General features: G+C 64.8%; 25 protein-coding genes. 11 read left to right on the top strand and 14 right to left on the bottom strand.

What is annotated here, in order from left to right; translation table 11 throughout:
• Positions 1 to 70 precede the first annotated feature (70 nt).
• Positions 71 to 967, top strand: a complete 897-nt coding sequence (locus tag CYAGR_RS18225; protein WP_015109053.1) for a hypothetical protein — start codon at positions 71 to 73, stop codon at positions 965 to 967.
• Positions 968 to 971: 4 nt separating this feature from the next.
• Here CYAGR_RS18225 and CYAGR_RS06750 read toward each other — a convergent pair whose 3' ends face one another.
• Together CYAGR_RS06750 and rsmI are read right to left on the bottom strand one after the other, a co-directional pair.
• Complete coding sequence (locus CYAGR_RS06750) at positions 972 to 1,211, bottom strand: hypothetical protein (protein ID WP_015109052.1); 240 nt, start codon at positions 1,209 to 1,211, stop codon at positions 972 to 974.
• Positions 1,212 to 1,235: 24 nt separating this feature from the next.
• Entirely contained in the window at positions 1,236 to 2,090 is an 855-nt protein-coding gene (gene rsmI / locus CYAGR_RS06745; RefSeq protein ID WP_051017211.1) for a 16S rRNA (cytidine(1402)-2'-O)-methyltransferase, read from the bottom strand.
• Between the two features lie 32 nt (positions 2,091 to 2,122).
• Between rsmI and CYAGR_RS06740 the strand changes: the two genes are divergently transcribed.
• Positions 2,123 to 3,055 (top strand): 3'(2'),5'-bisphosphate nucleotidase CysQ family protein, encoded by a 933-nt coding sequence (locus CYAGR_RS06740; protein WP_015109050.1) that lies wholly within the window; start codon positions 2,123 to 2,125, stop codon positions 3,053 to 3,055.
• 16 nt (positions 3,056 to 3,071) lie between these two features.
• Here the strand turns inward: CYAGR_RS06740 and CYAGR_RS06735 are convergent, their stop codons facing one another.
• The 6 genes from CYAGR_RS06735 to rseP form a co-directional block, all read right to left on the bottom strand.
• The gene (locus tag CYAGR_RS06735; RefSeq protein WP_015109049.1) at positions 3,072 to 3,488 is read right to left on the bottom strand and encodes a type II toxin-antitoxin system VapC family toxin; all 417 of its coding nucleotides are present in this window, start codon (positions 3,486 to 3,488) and stop codon (positions 3,072 to 3,074) included.
• Positions 3,482 to 3,724, bottom strand: coding sequence for a type II toxin-antitoxin system Phd/YefM family antitoxin (locus CYAGR_RS06730; protein ID WP_015109048.1), 243 nt, complete (start codon positions 3,722 to 3,724; stop codon positions 3,482 to 3,484). Before CYAGR_RS06730 ends, CYAGR_RS06735 begins: the two co-directional genes overlap by 7 nt.
• A gap of 72 nt (positions 3,725 to 3,796) precedes the next feature.
• Positions 3,797 to 5,926, bottom strand: a complete 2,130-nt coding sequence (locus CYAGR_RS06725; RefSeq protein ID WP_015109047.1) for a polyribonucleotide nucleotidyltransferase — start codon at positions 5,924 to 5,926, stop codon at positions 3,797 to 3,799.
• 130 nt (positions 5,927 to 6,056) lie between these two features.
• Positions 6,057 to 6,359, bottom strand: coding sequence for a 30S ribosomal protein S14 (gene rpsN / locus CYAGR_RS06720; protein WP_043325519.1), 303 nt, complete (start codon positions 6,357 to 6,359; stop codon positions 6,057 to 6,059).
• A 75-nt stretch (positions 6,360 to 6,434) separates the two neighbouring features.
• Complete coding sequence (gene nth, locus CYAGR_RS06715) at positions 6,435 to 7,082, bottom strand: endonuclease III (RefSeq protein ID WP_015109045.1); 648 nt, start codon at positions 7,080 to 7,082, stop codon at positions 6,435 to 6,437.
• A 1-nt stretch (position 7,083) separates the two neighbouring features.
• The gene (rseP, locus tag CYAGR_RS06710) at positions 7,084 to 8,172 is read right to left on the bottom strand and encodes an RIP metalloprotease RseP (protein ID WP_015109044.1); all 1,089 of its coding nucleotides are present in this window, start codon (positions 8,170 to 8,172) and stop codon (positions 7,084 to 7,086) included.
• Positions 8,173 to 8,391: 219 nt separating this feature from the next.
• Between rseP and CYAGR_RS06705 the strand changes: the two genes are divergently transcribed.
• A complete protein-coding gene (locus CYAGR_RS06705; RefSeq protein ID WP_216593372.1) occupies positions 8,392 to 8,694 on the top strand; it encodes a PilZ domain-containing protein in 303 nt (100 codons plus the stop codon).
• 16 nt (positions 8,695 to 8,710) lie between these two features.
• Here CYAGR_RS06705 and serS read toward each other — a convergent pair whose 3' ends face one another.
• The gene (gene serS, locus CYAGR_RS06700; RefSeq protein ID WP_043326725.1) at positions 8,711 to 9,988 is read right to left on the bottom strand and encodes a serine--tRNA ligase; all 1,278 of its coding nucleotides are present in this window, start codon (positions 9,986 to 9,988) and stop codon (positions 8,711 to 8,713) included.
• A gap of 107 nt (positions 9,989 to 10,095) precedes the next feature.
• Here serS and CYAGR_RS06695 point away from each other — a divergent pair, with 107 nt between their 5' ends.
• Positions 10,096 to 10,332, top strand: coding sequence for a type II toxin-antitoxin system Phd/YefM family antitoxin (locus CYAGR_RS06695; RefSeq protein ID WP_245552622.1), 237 nt, complete (start codon positions 10,096 to 10,098; stop codon positions 10,330 to 10,332).
• A gap of 89 nt (positions 10,333 to 10,421) precedes the next feature.
• Complete coding sequence (locus tag CYAGR_RS18220) at positions 10,422 to 10,583, top strand: PIN domain-containing protein (protein WP_015109040.1); 162 nt, start codon at positions 10,422 to 10,424, stop codon at positions 10,581 to 10,583.
• Positions 10,584 to 10,642: 59 nt separating this feature from the next.
• On the opposite strand, the gene CYAGR_RS06690 is transcribed toward CYAGR_RS18220, so the two are convergent.
• On the bottom strand, positions 10,643 to 10,930 hold the full coding sequence (locus CYAGR_RS06690) for a NifU family protein (RefSeq protein ID WP_015109039.1): 288 nt from the start codon (positions 10,928 to 10,930) through the stop codon (positions 10,643 to 10,645).
• 120 nt (positions 10,931 to 11,050) lie between these two features.
• On the opposite strand from CYAGR_RS06690, the gene CYAGR_RS06685 reads away from it, so the two are divergent.
• The 5 genes from CYAGR_RS06685 to CYAGR_RS06670 all read left to right on the top strand — a co-directional run bounded on the left by CYAGR_RS06685 (position 11,051) and on the right by CYAGR_RS06670 (position 16,109).
• Positions 11,051 to 12,640 carry a class I SAM-dependent methyltransferase gene (locus tag CYAGR_RS06685; RefSeq protein ID WP_015109038.1) on the top strand — a complete coding sequence of 530 codons (1,590 nt, stop codon included), beginning with the start codon at positions 11,051 to 11,053 and terminating at the stop codon, positions 12,638 to 12,640.
• A gap of 75 nt (positions 12,641 to 12,715) precedes the next feature.
• The gene (gene lepA / locus CYAGR_RS06680; RefSeq protein ID WP_015109037.1) at positions 12,716 to 14,524 is read left to right on the top strand and encodes a translation elongation factor 4; all 1,809 of its coding nucleotides are present in this window, start codon (positions 12,716 to 12,718) and stop codon (positions 14,522 to 14,524) included.
• Positions 14,525 to 14,538: 14 nt separating this feature from the next.
• On the top strand, positions 14,539 to 14,958 hold the full coding sequence (locus CYAGR_RS06675; RefSeq protein WP_015109036.1) for a HEPN domain-containing protein: 420 nt from the start codon (positions 14,539 to 14,541) through the stop codon (positions 14,956 to 14,958).
• Positions 14,954 to 15,103: a nucleotidyltransferase domain-containing protein gene (locus CYAGR_RS19060; RefSeq protein ID WP_083891430.1), complete on the top strand. Its 150-nt coding sequence runs from the start codon at positions 14,954 to 14,956 to the stop codon at positions 15,101 to 15,103. The genes CYAGR_RS06675 and CYAGR_RS19060 overlap by 5 nt, the downstream gene beginning before the upstream one ends.
• Before the next feature lie 75 nt (positions 15,104 to 15,178).
• A protein-coding gene (locus CYAGR_RS06670) for an IS5 family transposase (RefSeq protein WP_156818410.1) occupies positions 15,179 to 16,109 on the top strand; the annotation gives its coding sequence in 2 pieces (ribosomal slippage) (positions 15,179 to 15,274 and positions 15,276 to 16,109; 930 coding nt in all).
• Between the two features lie 258 nt (positions 16,110 to 16,367).
• Here CYAGR_RS06670 and CYAGR_RS19570 read toward each other — a convergent pair.
• From CYAGR_RS19570 to CYAGR_RS06665, 4 genes are all read right to left on the bottom strand, one after another.
• Positions 16,368 to 17,378 (bottom strand): prepilin-type N-terminal cleavage/methylation domain-containing protein, encoded by a 1,011-nt coding sequence (locus CYAGR_RS19570; RefSeq protein WP_425386797.1) that lies wholly within the window; start codon positions 17,376 to 17,378, stop codon positions 16,368 to 16,370.
• Positions 17,379 to 17,416: 38 nt separating this feature from the next.
• The gene (locus CYAGR_RS19565) at positions 17,417 to 17,908 is read right to left on the bottom strand and encodes a pilus assembly FimT family protein (protein WP_172637159.1); all 492 of its coding nucleotides are present in this window, start codon (positions 17,906 to 17,908) and stop codon (positions 17,417 to 17,419) included.
• A gap of 686 nt (positions 17,909 to 18,594) precedes the next feature.
• On the bottom strand, positions 18,595 to 20,208 hold the full coding sequence (locus CYAGR_RS18215; RefSeq protein ID WP_156818409.1) for a hypothetical protein: 1,614 nt from the start codon (positions 20,206 to 20,208) through the stop codon (positions 18,595 to 18,597).
• Between the two features lie 360 nt (positions 20,209 to 20,568).
• Entirely contained in the window at positions 20,569 to 21,189 is a 621-nt protein-coding gene (locus CYAGR_RS06665) for a hypothetical protein (protein ID WP_015109031.1), read from the bottom strand.
• A gap of 95 nt (positions 21,190 to 21,284) precedes the next feature.
• Here CYAGR_RS06665 and CYAGR_RS16425 point away from each other — a divergent pair, with 95 nt between their 5' ends.
• Positions 21,285 to 21,797 (top strand): hypothetical protein, encoded by a 513-nt coding sequence (locus CYAGR_RS16425; RefSeq protein WP_216593371.1) that lies wholly within the window; start codon positions 21,285 to 21,287, stop codon positions 21,795 to 21,797.
• Positions 21,798 to 21,858 lie beyond the last annotated feature (61 nt).

The following is a 21,858-nucleotide window of genomic DNA, read 5'->3' as shown; positions in this document are numbered from 1 at the left end:
TGCCAGCGTTCGGCGGCCAGGCCACTCCGGTAGCCCCCCCTACAGTGGACGACCGCGCTTGAACCGTTCCATGGCCGCCACCCGGCTCAGCGACAGCCAGAAAACCGAGCTGGTTGGGCGATTCCGGGAGGGCTCCAGCAGCCAGCAGCTGGCGGACAGCTACGGCTGCAGCGCCAACACGGTCATCCGCGTCGTTCGCACGGAGCTCGGCGACGAGGAGTACGAGCGCCTCAAGGCAGAGCGCTCCCGCCGGCGCAGCCGGACAGCGACCGGCGATGCCGATCCGGCCGCTGCCCCGGAAGCCCTGCAGACGGCCCTCGCCATCAGCACCCCCGAGCCGGAAGCGCCGTCTGAGCCCGAGCCCGCCCTGGAGCCCGCCCCCGAGCCGGCCACCGCCGCTCGCAGGACCCTGCCTGCCCCGCCCCGCCGCCTGACGGTGGCGGCCCCGGTGAAGGCCGAGGCGGTGGCAGAGGACGGTCCCGCCGTGCTGGCCATCGAGGATGCCGACGATTTCGGCGCCGATGACGACGACCTGCTCACCAGCGACGACGGCGACGACGAGGGCTCCGACGACGGCACCGACGGGGCGATCAATCCGTTCCAGCCGATCCCCGTGGTGCTGCTCGACGACGGCGCCCCGGCGGCCGCCGACGGGCGGCTCCAGCCCCTGGCCAGCGCCGCCCTGCCCTCCAGCGCCTACATGCTGGTCGACAAGACCGTGGAACTGCAAGCCCGGCCCCTGAGCGAGTTCCCCGAACTGGGCCGGCTGCCGGCCGCCGAGCTGGAGCGCCAGGCGCTGGTGGTGTTCCTCAATCCCCGCCAGGCCAAGCGCCAGTGCGGCCGCACCCAGCGGGTGATCAAGCTGCCCGACCTCAAGGTGTTCGAGCTCACCGCCCCCTACCTGCTGGCCCAGGGCATCAGCCGGGTGGTGATCGAGGGTGCCCTGTACGCCCTGCCCGGCAGCTGAGGCTTCAGCCCTCGTCGCCCGGGCCGTTTCCGGGCAGCAGCAGAGCCGCGCTGGCGCCACCACTGATCACCCCCAGCACCAGGGCCACCCCCACGATGAAGCCGGCCGGCAGCGGGGCGCTGCGGGCCAAGCCGAAGCGCAGCTGGGGCCGTACCTCCAGGTTCTGGGCCCCGAGGCACAGGAGGGTCAGCAGCAGGGTGCCGCCCAGCAGGCTGCCGCACAGGAGGCGCAGGCGCAGAAGCATCGGGGCGTCGCAGGACCGGCTGCCTCAGTCTGACGGCTCGCGGTGCAGCAGGGCATAGAGGTCCCGGCGGCTGTGGCCGCTGCGCTCGGCCAGGGTGCGGGCGGCCTCCCGGTTGCTGAGGCCGCCCGCCACCAGCGCATCGAGGGCGCGGCGCAGGCCGGCCTCGTCCCAGACGGGGGCCGCCGCCGGCGGGGCACCGCCCAGCACCAGGGTGCACTCCCCCTGGGGTGGGGTGCGGCGGAAATGCTCCAGGGCCGCCGCCACCGTGGGGCCCACCTGCTCCTCGTGGCGCTTGGTGAGCTCCCGCGCCACCTGCAGGGGCCGGTCCCCCAGCACCGCCAGCAGGTCCTCGAGCAGGGCCAGCAGCCGGTGGGGCGCCTCGAACAGCACAATCGTGCGCTCCTCGCCGGACAGGGCCTCCAGCCGCTGGCGCCGGGGGCCGCCCTTCGGCGGCAGGAAGCCCTCGAAGCAGAAGCGGCCCATCGGCAGGCCGCTGCTCACCAGGGCGGTGGTGACGGCGCTGGGGCCGGGAACGCAGATCACCTGGCGGCCGGCGGCGCGGGCGGCGGCCGCCAGCTCCTGGCCGGGATCCGACACCCCCGGCAGGCCGGCATCACTGATCACGGCGATCGCTTCGCCCGCCTCCAGGGCCGCCAGCAGCTGGGGAATGCGGGCCGTCTGGTTGTGCTGGTGGAAGCTCAGCAGGGGCGCCCGGATGCCGAGGTGGTGCAGCAGCAGGCCGCTGCGGCGGGTGTCCTCGCAGGCGACCCGGTCGGCCCCCGCCAGCACCCGCCGGGCCCGGGGGGAGAGGTCGTCGAGGTTGCCGATGGGGGTGCCCACCAGATAGAGGACGCCGGCGGCGGGTTCGTGCTCCTGCACCGGGTCCTGCACAATGCCGTTTTCCGGTCTCCATGATGCCGTCTTCCTTCGCCCTGCCCGACGGCATCGGCCGTGAGCCCCTGCTGGCGGAGCTGCGCCGGCTGGCCTGGGGGGCCGCCGACATCCTGCGGGCCTATGCCCGCGGCGAGCAGCCCCCCTACGGGTTCCCGCCGGCCATGAGCGTCGACCACGGCGGCGAGGGGCCGGTCTCGGCGGCGGATCTGGCGGTCAACCGCTGGCTGCTCGACGGCCTGGCGGCGGCCTTCCCGGCCGCCGGCTGGACGCTGCTGAGCGAGGAGACCGCCGCCGAGGTGCTGGTGCCGGGCCAGCCCCTGGAGGCCGAGTGGCTGTGGATCCTTGATCCCCTCGATGGCACCAAGGACTTCCTGCAGGGCACCGGCGAGTACGCCGTCCACCTGGCCCTGGTGCATGGCCAGCGGCCGGTGCTGGGGGTGGTGCTGCTGCCGGAGCCGGAGGAGCTCTGGTTCGGGCTGGTGGGGGCGGGCGAGGACGGCACGGCGGGCGAGGCCTGGCGCGAGAACCGGGCCGGTGAGCGCACTCCCGCCACCCTCAGCGGCCGCAGCGAGGAGCTGGTGCTGGTGGCCAGCCGCAACCACCGGGACGATCGCCTGGAGCAGCTGCTGGCCGAGCTGCGGCCGGCCCGCAGCACGGCGATCGGCAGCGTCGGCGGCAAGGTGGCCACGATCCTGCGGGGGGAGGCCGACCTCTACATCTCCCTGTCGGGCCGCAGTGCCCCCAAGGACTGGGACATGGCCGCCCCGGAGGCGGTGCTGGTCGCCGCCGGCGGCGCCTTCAGCCATGTCGATGGCCGGCCCCTCACTTACAACACCGGCGACGTGCGCCAGGCGGGCTGCCTGATCGCCAGCCACGGCCCGGCCCACGATGAGCTCTGCCACCGGGCGGCGGCGGCGATGGCGGTGATCGATCCGGGTTTCGCCGTCTGAGCGGGACCCAGCCGATTCAGCAGGCGAGCAGCGCCAGCCCGCAGCTCCGGGCGGCCTCGATCAGCGCGTTGTCACGACTGGCCAGCGGGAGACCTGCGCGCATCGCCAGTTCCAGATAGGTGGCGTCGTAGCTGGTGAGCCGGTGCTGGGCCGCCAGGCTCAGCACGTCGTGCCAGACGACGCTCGGATCGGCGGGATCGATGGCCGGATCGAGCTGACCCACAAGGGCGAGGAACTGGCTCCGATCCGCTGCGCTGATCCGGCCGCGCTGTTCGGCCATCAGCAGCACGTTGGCCAGCTCCCAGAGAAACAGCGCCGGCACGCAGAGTTCCGACTCCGGCAACCGGGCCAGGAGCGCCTCTGAGGCCGTGGTGCGCTCGTCATCGAAGCACCAGGCGCACACGGCGGAAACGTCGGCGACGAACCTCAGCACCGGCGGCCTTCGTCCCGCAACTCACGGATCGAGAGGCCATGGAGGCGCCGGCCGTTGGCGAAGCTCCGCAGACGGTCGATGGCCTCAAGGCGACGCTCGCGGCCACGGGAATCGACCGGAACCAACCGTGCCAGGGGCCTGCCGTGGCGGGTGATCAGGATCTCCTCGCCACCGGCCACCTCCTCCAGCAGGCTGGAGAGGTGGGTCTTGGCCTCGAAGGCCCCGACGGTCTTCATCGACAGGTTTCAACCAGTTGCCAACCAGTTTAGGGGCGAGGACCCAGCCTTGCGGCCAGGCCTCCGCAGCGGTCAGACCGCCGCCGGCTCCTGCTGGGGAACGCCCCGCAGGGTGAGGTTGATGCGGCCGCGGTTGTCGATCTCCCGCACCCGCACGGTCACCTGGTCGCCGACGTTGACCACGTCCTCCACCTTCTCGACCCGGGCTTCGGAGAGCTGGGAGATGTGGATCATCCCCTCCTTGCCGGGCAGGATCTCCACGAAGGCGCCGATCGGGATCACCCGGGTGACCGAGCCGTTGAACACCTCCCCTTCGCTGACGCGACGGGTGAGGCCCTCGATGATGCGCTGGGCCTCCTCGGCGGCGGCGCCGTCATGGCTGGCGATCGTGACGATGCCGCCGTCCTCGATGTCGATCTTGGTGTTGGTGCGCTCGGTGATGCCCTTGATGGTGCGGCCGCCGGGACCGATCACCGTGCCGATGAGTTCCGGATCGATGCGGAAGCTGAGCAGGCGCGGGGCGTGGGGGGAGAGGACGTCGCGGGGCTTGTCGATCGCCTCGAGCATCTTGCCGAGGATGTGCAGCCGGGCCGGGCGGGCCTGGTTGATGGCTTCGGCGATCGTTTTCACCGCCAGGCCGGTGATCTTCATGTCCATCTGCAGGGCGGTGATGCCCTTTTCGGTGCCGGCCACCTTGAAGTCCATGTCGCCGAGGAAGTCCTCGATGCCCTGGATGTCGGTGAGGATGCGCACCTCCTCGCCCTCCTTGATCAGACCCATGGCCGCGCCGCTCACCGGGGCCGCCAGGGGCACGCCGGCGTCCATCAGGGCCAGGGTGCTGCCGCAAACCGAGCCCATCGAGGTGGAGCCGTTGGAGCTGAGGCACTCCGAGACCACCCGCAGAACGTAGGGGAAGCTCTCCTTGGAGGGCAGCACGGGGATCAGGGCCCGCTCGGCCAGGGCGCCGTGGCCGATCTCGCGGCGACCGGGGGAGCGCATCGGCCGGGTCTCACCGACCGAGTAGGGGGGGAAGTTGTAGTGGTGGAGGTAGGTCTTCTCGCTGTTGGGGTTGAGGTCGTCCATCTCCTGGGCGTCGCTCGGGGTGCCGAGGGTGGCGCAGGAGAGCACCTGGGTGAGCCCGCGCTGGAACAGGCCCGAGCCGTGGACACGCTTGGGCAGCACGCCGGCGGCGGCCTGGATGGGGCGCACCTCGTCGAGGCTGCGGCCATCCACCCGCTTGCCCTCGACGAGGATCTGCTGACGCATCAGCTTCTTGGTGAGGCCCTTGTAGGTGTTGCCGAGCAGCTTGCCGTTGCTGCTCACGGCCACCTTGATCGGATCCTCGCCGTCGAGGGCGGCGATCTTCTCGGCCACCTCGGCCTTGATGGCGTCGAGCTTCTCGTCCCGCTCGGACTTGGTCTGCTCGAAGTGCTTGAGCACCTCACCGATGCCCTTGGCGCATTCCTTCTCCAGGAAGGTGGGCAGGGCGGGATCCTCGCTGCGCTCCTCGGGCAGCACCTGCTCGATGCCGAGCTCCTTGAGCAGGGCCAGCTGGGCACGGATCAGTTCGCCGACGGCCTCGTAGCCGAAATCGATGGCCTCGATCACGTCCTGCTCGGGCAGCTGGTTGGCGCCCGCTTCCACCATCACCACACCGGAGGGGGTGCCGGCCACCACCAGGTCGAGCTCGCTGCGCTCTATCTCGCGGAAGCTGGGGTTAAGGACGAAGTCGTCGCCCAGCAGGCCGACGCGCACGGCGGCCATGGGGCCCATGAAGGGAATCTTCGCCAGCAGGGTGGCCATCGAGGCGCCGGTGACGGCGAGCACGTCGGGGGGAACCCGCTCATCGAGCGACATGCAGGTGGCGACGATCTGCAGGTCGTCCCGCAGCCAGCTCGGGAAGAGGGGCCGCATCGGCCGGTCGATCAGGCGGCAGGTGAGGGTGGCCCGCTCGGGGGGGCGCGCCTCCCGGCGCATGAAGCTGCCGGGGATGCGGCCGGCGGCGTAGAGGCGTTCTTCGTAGTCGCAGATCAGGGGGAGGAAATCGATGCCCTCCCGGCCTTTCGAGCGGGTGGCGGTGACCAGAATTGCCGTATCACCGCATTCCACCATCACCGAGCCCCCGGCCTGGGGCGCAAATCGGCCGCTGGTCAGCCGGATCTCCCGACCATCGAAGGAGATCGACTGAGTGTGTCCTTGCACTGGGCGTTATGTCCGTTTTGTTGTCGTGGTGCATTCTCGCATCCGCCCTTCCTGGCCATGAAGAAGGCGCCCACGCGGGGCGCCTGAAGCGACGGAAAGCCGTTGCAGTGGCTGGGCCGGAGCCCGCTGCTCACCAGCTGGACTTGACGACGCCGGGGAGCTCGCCCTTGTGGGCCCGCTCGCGCAGCTGGTTACGGCAGAGGCCGAAATCGCGGTAGTAGCCGCGGGGCTTGCCGGTGGCCCAGCAGCGGTTGCGGATGCGGTTGGGGGCGCTGTTGCGGGGCAGCGACTGCAGCTTGCGGTGGATCTCCAGGCGCTCCATCGGATCGCCGGCCGCATCGAAGGCCTCCTTGAGGGCGGCCCGGCGCGCTGCGAAGCGCTCCACGATCTTGCGGCGCTTGACGTCACGCGCGATCATCGACTTTTTCGCCATGCGGCCGGAGGAGGGAGAAACTTCAGCCCGCCATCTTACCGTCTGGCCCGCCAGGTCCACCCCGGCCGACCAGGCTCAGGGGCCCGGGTGGCTGGGGCAGAGATCGGCCAGGCCGCAGCCGGCGCAGCGGGGCTTGCGGGCCACACAGACGGCCCGGCCGTGGAAGATCAGCCGGATCGAGAGGGTCTCCCACTGGGGCCGTGGCACCAGCTTCATCAGATCCGGTTCGATCCGCTTCGGGTCGCTGTGGCGGGTGAGGCGCAGGCGATTGGCCAGCCGTTTCACGTGGGTGTCCACAGTGACGCCGGCGTTGATGCCGAAGGCGTGGGCCAGCACCACGTTGGCGGTCTTGCGGGCCACCCCCGGCAGGGGCAGCAGCTCCTCCATCGACGCCGGCACGGCCCCCCCGTGGCGTTCCATCAGCAGGCGGGACGCGGCCACGATGTGCTTCGCCTTGTTGCGGTAGAAGCCGGTCGACTGCACATAGGGCTCCACCGCCTCGCTCTCGACGGCGGCGGCGGCGGCGGCATCGGGGAAGCGCTCGAACAGGGCCGGGGTCACCTTGTTGACTCGCTCGTCGGTGCACTGGGCCGAGAGCATGGTGGCCACGAGCAGCTCCCAGGGGGTGCGCCAGTCGAGGGAGCAGGTGGCCTCCGGGTAGAGGACGCCGAGGCGCTCGAGGATCAGCGGCGCCCGGGTGCGCGGGCTGGGGAAGCGGGGCACCTCAGCGGCTGAGCAGCTGCTGGATGGCGGGCAGCTGGCTGGTGTCCTTGACGATCAGCACCAGGGAGAGGCCCACCAGGAAGACGAAGCCCGACTGCATGAAGGCCATCTGGTACCGGTCGGCCAGGGGGCGGCCCCGCACCCCCTCCAGCAGCAGCAGGGCGAACTGGCCGCCGTCGAGCAGGGGCAGGGGAAGGGCGTTGAGCACCGCCAGGTTGATCGAGATCAGGGCGGTGAACAGGAACAGGCTGCTGCCGCCCTGGCTGGCCAGGGAGGCCCCCATCTCGACGATCTTCACCGGCCCCGACACCTGGGGGGCGGTTTCGCCGAAGTGGGTGAGCAGGGTGCCGAAGCCCTCGACGGTGCGGCGGGTGAGCGCCAGGAAGTCGTGGTTGGCCTGCAGGATCGGCTCCAGCGGGCTGGTGGCCGGCCGGAAGGACTCGGTGCCGTTGGGCTGCAGCTGGGCGCCGATGCGGCCGATGCCGCCGCTGTCCGTGGGGGTGAGGGGCAGCCGCAGGAGGGTGCCGTTGCGGTCGGCCTGCAGGCGCAGGGTGCGGCCGGGGGCCTCCTTGATGCGCTCCACCAGGGCCATCACCGCGTCCTGGCCGCCGGCCAGGGGGGTGCCGTCCACCGCCACGATGCGATCGCCCGGCTGCAGGCCGGAACCGGCGGCCGCCTGGCCGGGCTGCACGGCGGCCACCACCACACCGGGGGTGGTGCTGAAGCCGGAGGGGATGCCGAGCACCAGCCCCTGGGCCAGCAGCACGCTCCAGGCCAGCAACAGGTTGGCGATGACGCCGGCGGCGATCACCAGGGCCCGCTGGGCCAGGGGCCGGTTGCCCATCAGGTCGGGATCGTCGGCGGCGATGCTGCTGTCCTCCTCGTCGTCGGGGAAGGCCACGAACCCGCCCAGGGGGATGGCCCGCAGGGCGAAGAGCACGCCACGGCGCCGCCGCTGGATCAGGGCGGGCCCGAAGCCGATCGAGAAACCGCTGACCCGGATGCCCTGCCAGGTGGCGGCGAAGAAGTGGCCGGCCTCGTGCACCACGATCAGGCCCGCCAGGATCGCCAGCGCCGTCAGTACACCCATTCAGTTTCCCGTCGCCATTCACACCATTCTGCGGGAACCGCCCCGCCACTGTTGTGGATCGCGCCCCGGTTCGGGCCCAGGCCCGTGGCGCCCATCGGATACGGGGATACGATGGGCCCGATGGTGTTGACAGCTAAGTGAATGTCACCGGAGCAGAGTGAGCGAGAAGGGCAGAGTGAAGATGTTCGCAGTGCCCTGCGCCACGTTCTGCCTCAGGGGGTGTCCGCCAGCATGCGGCTGGCTTCTGGTCGCACCGTCTACGTGACGGTGACCGATCTGAGTCGCACGGGCGCCTGCGTTGTCCGCCGTGGAGTTCTCGACGTGGACGTCAGCGAGGAGGTCTGGCTCGATGTCAGCGACTTCGAGGAGAAGCAGAGTGTGACGTTGCCGGCCCGAGTGCAGTGGGTGAGTTCCAAGGGCTACGGCATCCACCTCGGCCTGCTGTTCAGGGATGGGCCACTTTTGCCCGGTACCCTGCTGGATCAGTATCTGGATCAGACGCTCCAGACTCCAAGAGGCTGATCTTCGGGGCGAGATCTCAGTTCCCCTTGATCCACTCAGCCCCCATGTACGGCACCAGGGCCGCCGGAATCCTGACGCTGCCATCCGGTTGCTGGCCCGCCTCCAGCAGGGCGGCCATGGTGCGGCCCACGGCCAGGCCGCTGCCGTTGAGGGTGTGCAGCAGGCGGGTGGTCTTGCCGTCCCGGAAGCGGATCGAGGCCCGCCGGGCCTGGAAGTCGCCGCAGGTGCTGCAGCTGGAGATCTCCCGGTAGGTGCCGGCGCCTGCCAGCCACACCTCCAGGTCGTAGGTGCGGGCGGCGGAGAAGCCCAGATCTCCCGTGCACAGCTCCAGCCGCCGGTAGGGCAGCTCGAGGGCCTCCAGGATCGCCTCGGCATCGAGGGTGAGCTGCTCGTGGGCCGCCTCCGATTCCTCCGGGGCCACGAACCAGTAGAGCTCCACCTTGTTGAACTGGTGCAGGCGGATCAGGCCGCGGGTGTCGCGGCCGTAGGAGCCGGCTTCGCGGCGGAAGCAGGGGGTGTAGGCGGCGTACCTGAGTGGCAGCTGCTCGGCCCCCAGCACCTCGCCGCGATGGAGGGACGTGAGCGGCACCTCGGCGGTGGGGGTGAGCCAGAGGTCGTCGTCGGCGCAGCGGAAGCTTTCCTCGGCGAACTTGGGCAGCTGACCGGAGCCGGTGAGGCTGGCGGTGTTCACCAGCACCGGCGGAAGCACCTCGGTGTAGCCCCGCGCAGCGTGGCGATCGAGCATGAAGCTGATCAGGGCCCGCTCCAGCCGGGCGCCCTGGCCCAGCAGGGTGACGAAGCGGCTCTGGGCGATGCGCACCGAGCGCTCGCTGTCGACGATGCCGAGCCGCTCGGCGATCTGCCAGTGCTCCTGCAGGCCGGTTTCGCGGCGCGGTGTGCCCCAGCGCTTCACCTCCACGTTTTCTGCCTCGCTGCTGCCCGACGGGCAGAGGGGGGAGGGCAGGTTGGGCAGCACCAACAGCTGCTGCTGCAGCTGCGCTTCGATCCCCTTCTCCTGGTCTTCGAGTTCAGCCACCTGGCGCTTGATCCGGTTGCCCTGCTCCCGCAGCTCCTTCACCTCCTCCCCGCCCGGGGCGGCGCCGGCCCTGATGCGCTCGCCCACCTCCTTGCCGATGCGGTTGCCCTCCGCCTGCAGCTCACTGCGCCGCTGCTCCAGGTCGCGGGCCTCGAGGGCCAGCTGGCGCAGCCCGGAAAGGTCGGTGGCCATGCCGCGCCGGGCCAGCGGGCCGGTGATCAGCGTCGGGTCGTTGCGCAGCAGGCGCTGATCCAGCACGGGAAGGCCCATCGTCTTGGGGGCAGCCTACGGACCGGCGTTCCAGGTCGGACACCGGGCCTACAGCTAGGGGACCATCTGACCACCTGACCATGCGTATCGTTGGATTGGCCGAAGCGAAGGCGCAGCTTTCCGCCCTTCTGGAAGCGGTGGAGATGGGCGACGAGGTGGTGATCACCCGCCGTGGACAACCGGTGGCCCGACTGGTGCGCGAAATCCCGGCCCCAGTGGAGGAAGCCCCGACGCCATGGCTGGAGCGGCTGCGGCGGTTCCATGACCACCAGGCCCCCTTTCCAGGCGACGCTGTCGCTCTGGTGGGTGAGCTGCGGCGGGATCGGGGATGATGCCCCAGCCCAGGGAGCCGGTGGGGGCTCCCTCTGTGTGCGCCGGGGTGATCTCACCAACGGTTGATGTTCTGTAGGCTAGGCAATGGTTGCAGGAACTGGCCAGCCTGCCGCTACGCAGTGGCGATGCTCTCCATCTGGCCATCGCCAGCCGGGAGACGTTGACCCTCACCACGGCGGATCGTTTACTGATCAGGGCCGCCGCCGCCCTGGGGCTGGACCACCACGCGATCGGCAACCCATTGATGTAGCCCAGCAGGCGTATGGTCGGCAGATGGGCCGAAGATTCGCCCTGTGGGGGTTTCAGGGTTCAGAGCACCTGCACCACTTCGCTCACTTCGGGGATCGCTTCGCGCAGCTTGCGCTCGATGCCCATCTTCAAGGTCATGGTGCTGCTGGGGCAGGAGCCGCAGGCACCCTGCAGCCGCACCTTCACCACCGGACCGTCGATCTCGACGATCTCCACGTTGCCGCCATCTGCCATCAGGTAAGGGCGCAGCTCGTCGAGCACCCGCTCCACGTTCTCGATGGTGAGGGCGCGGGGGTCGCTCTCCACGGCAGCTGCCGTGCTCTCGGGGCTGGCGGTGTCGGTGGTCATGGCTCGGTTACTCACTGGAGCGAGCTTAGGCGCCGTCTCCGTAGGGCCGACGAACCCCGCGGCAGGTGGCAGGGCCCGTTTCCTGAGGCATCCTGCGCGCACAGCGCCTGCCCCACAGGGATGGACCCCAACCCCGCCTATCCCACCGAGAAGACCTACGGCGCCTTCCTGCACCGGGAGCTTTCGGTGTCCTGGCTCATGCTGGCCACGCTGATGGGCGGCCGCCACCGGCTGGATCCCGACCTGCTCAACAGACAGTTCAGCTATCTCGATCTCGGTTGCGGTCACGGCCTCAACCTGCTCTTCAATGCTGCGGCCCATCCCCGGGCCCGCTTCTACGGACTGGATCTGAATCCCACCCACATCGCCGGCGCCCGGGCCAAGGCCGAGGCGCTGGGCCTCGGCAACGTGCAGTTCGCCCTGGCCGATCTGACGACATTTTCGGAGGGGCGGCCCAGCACCGGCCCCTGCCGTGGCTGGCCCGAGGCCTACGACGTCGTGGTGGCCCACGGACTGGCGAGCTGGGTGGGGCCCGCGGTGAGGGAAGCCCTCATCGCCGCTGCCGGCTCGCTGCTGCGGCCGGGAGGAATCTTCTACTGCTCCTACAACACCTATCCGGGCTGGTTGTCGCGCAGCACCCTGCAGATGCTGAGTGTGGAGGAGGCCCTGCGGGCGGGGGGCAGCACCTCCGCGGCAGGCATTCGCAAGGCGGCGGACACCCTCCTGAGGTGCATGGGCAGCGAGGACAACGTCTGGCCCCTCGGCCATGAGCTCCCAGGACTTCGATCCCAGATCGAGCAGTTTCAGCCCTTGCCTGAGGCCTATCTGGTGGGTGAATACCAGGCGGCCCACCAACCGCTCTATGTGGGCCCGATGCACCGGCTCTGCAGGGCCCACGGCCTCACCCCGATCGGCTCGGCCTCCCTGCCGGAGCTGTTCCCGGAGCTGCTGGATCCAGGGCGGCGCGCCCTGGTGATGGAGGCGGTGGATGCCCCGATGCGGGAGGTGCTCTTCGATCTGGCGATCAACCAGACCTTCCGGCGCGACCTCTTTGCCCGGGGAGCCTGCCCCCCATCGACGCCCTGGTGGCGCCGGACCCTGGCGGACCTGCAGCTGCATTCCTGCGCGGAATCAGGGGATGACAGGGACGCCTTCGATACGAGCCTCGGCCGGCTGGGGCTCGATCCGGACTTCGTGCGGACGTTGAAGGAGGTCCTCGCCGATGGCCCCCAGAGCCTGGGTTGGCTGATGGAGCAGGCCTCGCTGGATCTGGAGGATGCCCTGATGCGGCTCGCCGTTCTCGCGGGCGCAGGGGTGATCGGCGTGGGCTTCCCCACTGCGACGCCATCGCCGGGGCCTGCCATCGCCGGTTTCAATCAGCGTTGCCTGGATCAGATCACGGCGGGCGAGGAGATCGGCGCCCTGCTCTCGCCCGTGCTGCTGCAGCCCGTCAACGTCAACCTGCTGGAGGCCTTCTTCCTGCAGGTCGCCGATGCCGGCCTGCCGGCGGCCGACCTGGCCCAGCTGGTGTGGATGGGGATCGGCATGGCGGGCGGCAACGTCAAGGACCCCGAGGGGCAGCCGATCGAGGACCCGGAGCAGGCGCTGAGCCACCTGCAGGACTTCTGGGAGACCTTCGCCGCCGGGCGCCTGCCGGTGCTGCGACGCCTTGGCATCGGCAACGCCGGTGCGCCAATCCCCGCCGCCTGATCGGCCCGGGGCCCGCCGTAGGCTCTGCCTAGGATCGGGCCCTTGTTCCCTTCGCGGCTGAGCCTCCGGGCGCCCATGACCGACGTTCCCGCCCAGCGGATCCGTAACTTCTGCATCATCGCCCACATCGACCACGGCAAATCGACCCTGGCCGACCGCCTGCTGCAGGACACCGGCACCGTGGCCGCCCGGGACATGCAGGCCCAGTTCCTCGACAACATGGAGCTGGAGCGGGAGCGGGGCATCACGATCAAGCTCCAGGCCGCCCGCATGGAGTACAAGGCGGCTGACGGCCAGACCTACATCCTCAACCTGATCGATACGCCGGGGCACGTCGATTTCTCCTATGAGGTGAGCCGCAGCCTGCTGGCCTGCGAGGGCGCGCTGCTGGTGGTGGATGCCAGCCAGGGGGTGGAGGCCCAGACGCTGGCCAACGTGTACCTGGCGCTGGAGAACGATCTCGAGATCATCCCGGTGCTCAACAAGATCGACCTGCCCGGGGCCGATCCCGATCGCATCAAGGCGGAGATCGAGGCGATCATCGGCCTTGATACCTCCACGGCCATCAACTGCTCCGCCAAGACCGGCCTGGGGGTGCCCGAGATCCTGCAGGCGGTGGTGGATCGGGTGCCGGCACCGCCGGACCAGGTGGATGAACCGCTGCGGGCCCTGATCTTCGACTCCTACTACGACCCCTACCGGGGGGTGATCGTCTATTTCCGGGTGATCAGCGGCGTGATCGCCCGCAAGGACAAGGTGCTGCTGATGGCCAGCGGCAAGGTGGTGGAGCTCGATGAGGTGGGGGTGATGGCGCCGGACCAGCGCCAGGTGGAGAGCCTCCATGCCGGTGAGGTGGGCTACCTGTCCGCCTCGATCAAGGCGGTGGCCGATGCCCGCGTCGGCGACACCATCACCCTGGCGGCGAACCCGGCGAGCGAACCGCTGCCCGGCTATGCCGAGGCCACGCCGATGGTGTTCTGCGGCCTGTTCCCCACCGATGCCGACCAGTACCCCGACCTGCGGGAGGCCCTCGACAAGCTGCAGCTCTCCGACGCGGCGCTGCAGTACGAGCCGGAGACCAGCAGCGCCATGGGCTTCGGCTTCCGCTGCGGCTTCCTGGGCCTGCTGCACATGGAGATCGTGCAGGAGCGGCTGGAGCGGGAGTACGACCTCGACCTGATCGTCACCGCGCCTTCGGTGATCTACCAGGTGAACATGATCGACGGCAGCACCCTGATGGTGGACAACCCCGCCACCCTCCCCGATCCCCAGAAGCGGGAATCGATTGAGGAGCCCTATGTGAAGCTGGAGATCTACACCCCCAATGTGTACAACGGCGCCCTGATGGAGCTGTGCCAGGAACGGCGCGGTGAGTTCATCGACATGAAGTACATCACCACCGACCGAGTGACGCTGCACTATGAGATGCCGCTGGCTGAAGTTGTGACGGATTTCTTCGATCAGATGAAGAGCCGCACCAAGGGCTACGCCTCGATGGAGTACAGCCTGATCGGCTACCGTCGCAACGAGCTGGTGCGCCTCGATGTGCTGATCAACGGCGAGAAGGCCGATCCGCTCACCACCATCGTGCACCGGGACAAGGCCTACAACGTGGGCAAGAGCCTGGTGGAGAAGCTCAAGGAGCTGATCCCCCGGCAGCAGTTCAAAATTCCGATCCAGGCCTCGATCGGCAGCCGCATCATCGCCAGCGAAAGCATCAGCGCCATCCGCAAGGACGTGCTGGCCAAGTGCTACGGCGGCGACATCTCCCGCAAGAAGAAGCTGCTCAAGAAGCAGGCCAAGGGCAAGAAGCGGATGAAGGCCATGGGCCGGGTGGAGGTGCCCCAGGAGGCCTTCATGGCGGTGCTGAAGCTGAATCAGTGAGTCGACTCTGATCCATGGCTGAACGCTCCGACGACTGGCTGAATCAGGCTCTGCGGGATCTTGAGCAGTCCGAGGCCTCCATGGAGACTGACCGCCATGAGTGGGCCTGTTTTGCGGCCCATCAGGCCACTGAGAAAGCCTTGAAGGCTCTGAACATGGCCCTGGGGCAACAGGCCTGGGGCCACACCCTCACCAGGCTCTGGGCGGCTGTGCCCGGCAAGGCTGACTTGCAGCCCCCTTATCCGGAGTCCATCGACGACCGGCTCCGCTTGCTGGATGGCTTCTACATCCCGACCCGGTCTCCCGACAGCTACCCGGAGGGCACACCTGGTGAACATTTCGGCAAACTGCAGAGTGAACAGGGACTGTTTCATGCCACCACCATCATCGAATGGGTTCGTGCTGTGATGGCCCACCTCGGCCCACGTCATTGAGCAGGCGGACGGGTGGGCCCGGCGGCAGGCTGCCGCCGATCCGGAGCTGGCGGCTGTAGGGATTTTCGGCTCCTACGGGCGCGGAGATGCGGGTGTGGGAAGCGATCTGGATCTGCTGCTGGTGCTGCACAGTGCGAACTGCTGATCTGGGAGCGGCTAGCAAGGATTCAGCGATTACGGGCAGTCCACCGCCAAGAAGCGCACCAGATGCGAGAAGTTCCTGGCAGAGATGGACGCGGTGGTGCCCTGGCAGGCACTAATCGCTCTGATCGAGCCCTTTTACCCCAAGACCGGTAGCAAAGGTGGCCGCCCGCCTTTACCCGCTGGCCACCATGCTGCGGATCCACCTGATGCAGCAGTGGTACTCCTTGAGCGATCCATCGATGGAGAATGCCTTGATCGAGATGCCGACGATGCGGCGGTTTGCGGGCATCGACATGCTCAGCGATCGGATCCCCGATCAGAAGACGATCCTAGCGTTCCGGCACCTGCTGGAGAAGCACAGCCTCGGTGAGCAGATTTCCGAGACCGTCAAGGCCCCTTTCAGGGAACGGGGTATGACCATGCAGCAGGCAACGCTCATCGATGCCGCCTTGATCGCCGCCCCCAGCTCCACCAAAAACAAGGCTGGTGAGCGTGATCCGGAGATGCACCAGACCAAGAAGGGCAACCAGTGGTATCACCGCTACGCGGATGGCTTCGCCTACGGCATGAAAATCCATGCGAGGATGGATAAGAGTACAGGCTTGATCCACTCCGTTGCCACCACTCCCGCCAACGTGCATGACCTCACCCCGGCAGCTGAGCTGCTGTACGGAAAGGAGGAGGTGGTATACGCCGTCGCTGGATACCAAGGAATCGCCAAGAGGCCCGAGATGACAGGCAGGTCTACGGAGTTTCGGGTGGTCATGCGTCCCGGTAAGCGCCGAACACTGCCTGATACACCAGACGGGAAGCAGCAGGATCTGTTGGAGACAGCCAAGGCCCACATCCGCGCCAAAGGAGAGCATCCATTTCGCGTGATCAAGCAGCAGTTCGGCTTTCAGAAGACCAGTATGCGGGGCATGGTGATGAACCGCAGAATGGTTAACGTGCTGGCTGCGCTGACGAATCTGTTCCTGACGCGGCGTCAGTTGCTTGCGACTTCATGACCAAGGAAGTGGTGTTTCTGAATGAGGCTTTTCAGAGGTTCAAGGGAGCAGAAAAGAGGCATATAATCACCTTGATTGGGAACAGATCAGACCCTGAGCACAGCCGAAAGTCCAATCTGGCGATGTCTTATCTCAAGAGCCGCCCAAACCCTTGTAGCCCAGAGCTTCTCTAGGAGTGTAAGCAAACCGATGAAGCCGATCTCTTATAATTATCAAAGTCACTAATCTTGGGGAGTCTTAATTCTTATCGCACTTTGTTTAAATTCCCATAATGAAGTCGGGAAATACAAGTACATTGATGTTGCTTAGTGTGATCGCTTGACCTCCTCCACTAAGGTAGCAGCTGGTACGATCGCAGTTGGCAGACCCACTGCTTGCGCTTCTACGTATTGTTGTATATTGGGCCCTCGGAAGCGGCAAATAGACAATATCTTCGTACAAACTGTCGCCGACGATAGTAACGTTTGTGGCAGTGCTGGGAACGTAGAAGTGATTACGAATGTCGTTATCTGTGGTTAACACCCCACCCACAATGATTGGCTTGGAGTTTGTAGTCCGAGTACAAATGACTGACGAAGGGGTGCTGGTTACATTAGTGCAAGTTGCGGTAAAGGAGCCACCATTATCTAGTTGATCGCCCATTGAATAGTATGGGTTAGTGGATGATCTGGCGGCAAATGACTGAGAAAACGGGACTCCTGCATTCCCCAAATTGAGAGTTATATTGATGCCTCTGGATAAGGCATTAGCTACTGTGCCAGATGCAGTTACGCTAAGATCAGTATTGATTTCTCGCACCCATGGATTTGACGTTGTCAGGTTCTGGATAACAACTGAAGTGACATTGGAGGCGAGGTTGAAAGAGCCATCGGAATTATAAGGTGGACCGCACCGTACAAGAGTCGTGGCCTGCCATCCAGTTACAGGATTCGGGCTAGAAATGCCATATGTAACTCGCCACAGATTACGAGGTCCTATGATTACCACTGGATTGTTGATGGTATTTCCACCACAGCTATGGCTTGTGGGTAGTTCAATGTTGCTGGCAAAGGATATTTCCCTTTGCATTAACGCCGAGACGCGGGTCACGGAGTCTTTCAGATTCTTATCACTCTCAAATCTTCTCTGAAGACCTATCTCTGAAATCAGTAGAGAAGCGCCCAGCCCCCCGATTACGATTACACCAAGAACTGCCGCCAAAAGTAGCTCGACGAGGGTGAATCCCTGCGATTTGTTACATAGTCTACGTTCCGCAATGAGACGTATCATCGAGATCTGAACCCTTACAAAAAGCCGGTTATACATGACTAAATTGTGCGTTGATAATTGCAAGCAGATGTCCCCTGTGCTGAGCCAATTCTGACAATAGAGGAAGGCAGTGTGAGGTTGATGCAGTAACTCGTTGTCGTGCTTGACTCAGAAAGCCGCACTGTTTGTTCAGTGTCAGTTCCGTTGGTGCTCAGACCACCGTAGATGAAAGTAAAAGTTCGATTGGCATCCACGGTCAGATTGGTCAACCCGGAGATGTCTTTGAGATTGGCGGAAGGCAATGGAGTTTCAATCGGAGAGCCAGAACAGTCTTGTGCTGTGCTTGTAATAGTTGCAGTGCTAGCTGTTAGTGTTTGTACAATTCTACAAGAGTTTGTGCCTGGTAACTCCTTATTTGCGATCTCTCGGGCGGTGGCGAGTGCAGTCGATAATTCAATGGCTGCCAAACGCAATCTTCGGTCAGTGTAAGAACTTAAAAATGAGCTCAAGCCTATAGCCGCTAAGATCGAGATGACGGCAACAGCGATCATGAGCTCAAGCATTGAGAAGCCTTTGCTATTTGTGTATGATGATGAGTGTTTCATGAGACTTCAGTGCACCAAGCTGCAGCTTCTAGCAATATAGTTGTCTGTCTACTAAACGCAAGCGATGCAGCGTCTGCACCAGTCAAGTTGTAGGTAACTAAAACCTGCGTGGCTGTAGGCGTCGTGAGAGTTCTAGTGAGGGTGTAGGGGGTGCTTGGGACTGGTATGGTATTTGTCGAAAAGACATAACCAAGTTTGGGGTCTATGTCCGTAAGATTGGTGATTGAATTAGCTGCGGTAATGAATTGAGTCGAAAGATTGGTTGTGGTCAAATCAGAATTAGGGCACTGGTAAGACAGTACGGGAGATGAGGTGAATGCGCTCGTTGTTTTGGTAAAGGAATTGTTGAGGGCATAGGGTCCAGATTGCATCATCCAAAACTTTCCATAACGCTTGATCCAATTTAAGTCTGCTGATACAGCCGCTTCCACCGCATTCTGGTTATCAGCCCGCGAGGAGATGTCTAGGGTCCTTGTGAATAAAGTGGCTACGCCTGCCAAGGTGATGCTTGCAAGGACAACGCCTAACAAAACCTCCAGAATGGAAAAGCCCGCCTTCGTTTTACTTTTCAGACCGCTGCAGCGAGTTGTCTGGAATGAGCGTGCTCGAATCATGGGACTATCCGCTTAAGATCAGTAGGTAACGCCATAAGCCCTATAGTTTGTCATGGCACTGGGGATTGGGCTAGGATTGAAGGTATCGTTGGTCGATGTGTTGAAAAAACCTGGAAAAATGCTGTTAAAGCCAGCCGTAGAAGATGTTGCCACAGGACCAAATAAGGCCCTATCGCCCGAACCAGGCCCTTCAAACCGGCAGACCCAGCGAACCCCATAGGAGCCTTCCTGGCCTCCTCCTGTTCCAGAACCAGAGAACCTAAAAGTTGCGTTGGGCATCCACACATAAGCCCCGTCAAAGGGGCTTGCATTGACAGTGACAGTCTGTTGACCACAGTCGGTTGATGTTCCAGTGTTGACCCCATAAATGCGTAGGTTCTGCCAGTTAGAGATTGTTCTGTTGTTTAAGCGAATTGTTGAGCTGTTCCCAGGAGTTACTGCGACGGCACTGATTCCGGTGCCACGCACAAAGATATTGACGGGCAATCTGCTTGTATCGACAAGGATATTGGGATTACTGATGGTCCCAACAACGCAGTTGATCGCTGTTGACGCCGGGCTTCCATTGGCTGTTGAGTTGCTGCTTTGCAGTGGACGACTGCTGCCTGAATTGTTAACTCTGTCGAGAGCGGCAGTTCGGTTATTGAAGTAGCAACCAGGGGCTAAGTAATTTGAGGTATTATTCGATGCTGGAGTTCCATCCGCATTAACATAAGGAAACATTGTATTGGTATAGCTGGTGCCGTAACTTAGAGTGGCATCGGCGCTTTCCTGGCTTGAGGCTCCAGTGGTTCTTGTGTCACCTTGGCTGGCAAGTGTTGGAAAGCTTGGGAGCGTGACAGTCGTTGCGTCAATATCGCCAACTTTGGTGTTGTCGCTAATGCAGTTTGCTACCTGTAAACATGCCGCGTCAGCCGCCGTGGTAGTTGGATCGTTTTTCGGATCCGCAGGGTTGCCAGTTCTCGCTAAGCCTTTTCCACCACCCTGATCAAATTTTCCAAGTGTGCTCCCTGCAGGGCCAGTAATTAGCAATGGAGTGAAGGGCGGTTGGCTGGACTCAGTAAAAGGACCCTTTACATAGATAATTTTCGACAGTCTAAATCTTGCTCTTGTTACTCCTCCACGCTCTACAGTACCAAGGACCTGTACTTCCGCAGAACCTCCGAAAAGATTGCCAAACATGTCGCAAGAAACTCCTCCTATTCCTTCTGGCGACCCTGGAGATCTGGCTGGAGCTGAATAGGATGTAAGTTGAAAAAACTGGCCAACACCACTTGCGAGTTCTGTTTTCGCATTGCTAGGTGCCGATACCACGCTTGGCATGAATACATTGCAACTAGCGGCTTGAGAGAGAGTTGGAGGACTTGCATACCATCGGCCAAACTTAGTCACTAAGAAATGACTCCTCTCATTGGTATTCAATTGGGCCAGAATTCTGTTGAAGCCGGTTTCAGCTGCTTCCTTGGCGGCTTGGTAGTCAGAATTGGAGACTGAGCTAAGCCAAGAACTGGCGCCACGTGCCATGAGGGCAGCAGCACCAACTGTAACCACCAAAATGGTGAACACCACAAGTGGCAAAACGCTACCTTCCGTCTTGTAGGGCGGTAAAGCATTTTTGGGCTTTGTGCGCAACCTGCTCAGTAAGGAGAGTCTGAGCTTGGCAGATGTCGATCGCCAAAGACTTAGCATTTCCACTCCAATGGCTAAACTTTCGCCATTTCGTCGCTTAAACATTATAGTGTATCACGCCTGCTTTCATGGGTTGGCCTTGAAACCAGGGCTTGTCTTCATATTTCTGCCTTCAGCAGAGGGTGATCGGCTCATCGACTCCATGCACTCAGCGTTGCTATAGGAACCTTATGTACCACCGAGGTCTGTTTTCTGAGGTTGGGCACTTGCTCAGGTGAGTATCGCCCATGACTGATCGATAGGGTGGTTAGAGCGTACTGAGGATTCCTTTGACGATCATCCATCCCTCGGCATTCCACCAGCTCACCGGAGGCTAGAGGACTCTCTGGTTGAGCGCCCCCGCCTTTCCTGGACCGACCCGGTGGCGTCGGCTTGGAAAAACAGAGCCGGAGTGAGGCCCAGCCGTCGCATCTGGCGGCGGCCCTGGCGCCAGATCAGCACCAGCCCGGCCCCGGTGACACCCTGCAGCAGCAGGGTCGTGACCAGGCGCACGGGGTTGAGCAGATGTTGCTGGAGGGGCGAGAGGGGGGCCAGATGGCGCTGGCTGATCAGGGTGGCGGCGTCGTGGATGGTGACCGCCGGCAGCAGCAGCAGCAGGATCAGCCCCAGGGGCAGCAGGGTGTGGTGCAGGGCGCCGGTCCAGGGCTGCTCGTGGCGGTGGCGACGATGCCCGCCGCCGAGCAGGTAGAGGCCGAACCCGAGGGGTAGCATCGGCAGGGCGGGGGAGAGGCCGATCAGGCCGTTGAGCCGCCCGGCGGGAGCCTCGACGCTGGCGAAGCTCCCGGCCAGCAGCAGGGTGCTCAGCTCCAGCACCAGCAGCACCAGCCCCACCAGCCGCAGCTGGCCCAGGGAATAGTCGAGCTGGTGGCGACGCACGATGCCGTCGACTTCGTCGCGGGTGTCCCTGGGCCGGCTGTGGTTCATGGCCCGCTAGAGAAAGGCACGGTCACTTGGGGCAGTTTCCCCCAGCCACGGTGTCCCTGCGCGGGAACGTTGAAAAGGTGTTCGCTGCCATCGCCATGCCCACGTTGCATCGCCACCGCGCCCGGGAGCAGGGGTTCGTGCTGCCCCTGGCCATGGGGGCCTCGATGGTTCTGCTGCTGGGCAGCCTCTCGGCCCACACCGTGAGCCTGCAGGCGCGGATGCAGGGGATCCGGGAGCAGCAGCAGCGCCGGGCCGAGGACCGGCTGGCGTCGGCGGGCCAGCAGCTGCTGGCGGAGCTGCACCGCAGCCACCCCTGCCTGCTGGCGCTGCCGCTGGAGCACTGGGACGTCCACGGCCTGGTGTGCGCCCCGGCCCCGGCGATCGCAGCCCTGCGGCAGGGCCAGGCCTTGGGAGCCTCCTACCGCCTGATCGACTGGCGCCCCCAGTTGCAGCCGGCCGAACTGCTGATCGAGCTGGCCGCCGCCGGCAACGAGCCCACGCGTCAGGGGGCCTTCGCGGTGCAGCTGGCGCCGGCCCAGCCACCGACCCAGCCGCAGCCGCAGATCACCGACGTGCGGCTGGTGGGGCTGCGGGGGGTGGCGCCATGAGCCTGATCGAACGGCTCACCGGGTCGGCAAGGCAGAATTGGAGGTGATACCTCCAGAAAGG

The sequence above is a fragment of the Cyanobium gracile PCC 6307 genome (assembly GCF_000316515.1).
Lineage (GTDB): Bacteria > Cyanobacteriota > Cyanobacteriia > PCC-6307 > Cyanobiaceae > Cyanobium > Cyanobium gracile.
Note: the sequence above shows the minus strand (reverse complement) of the source record. Positions and strands in the feature narration are given on the sequence as shown.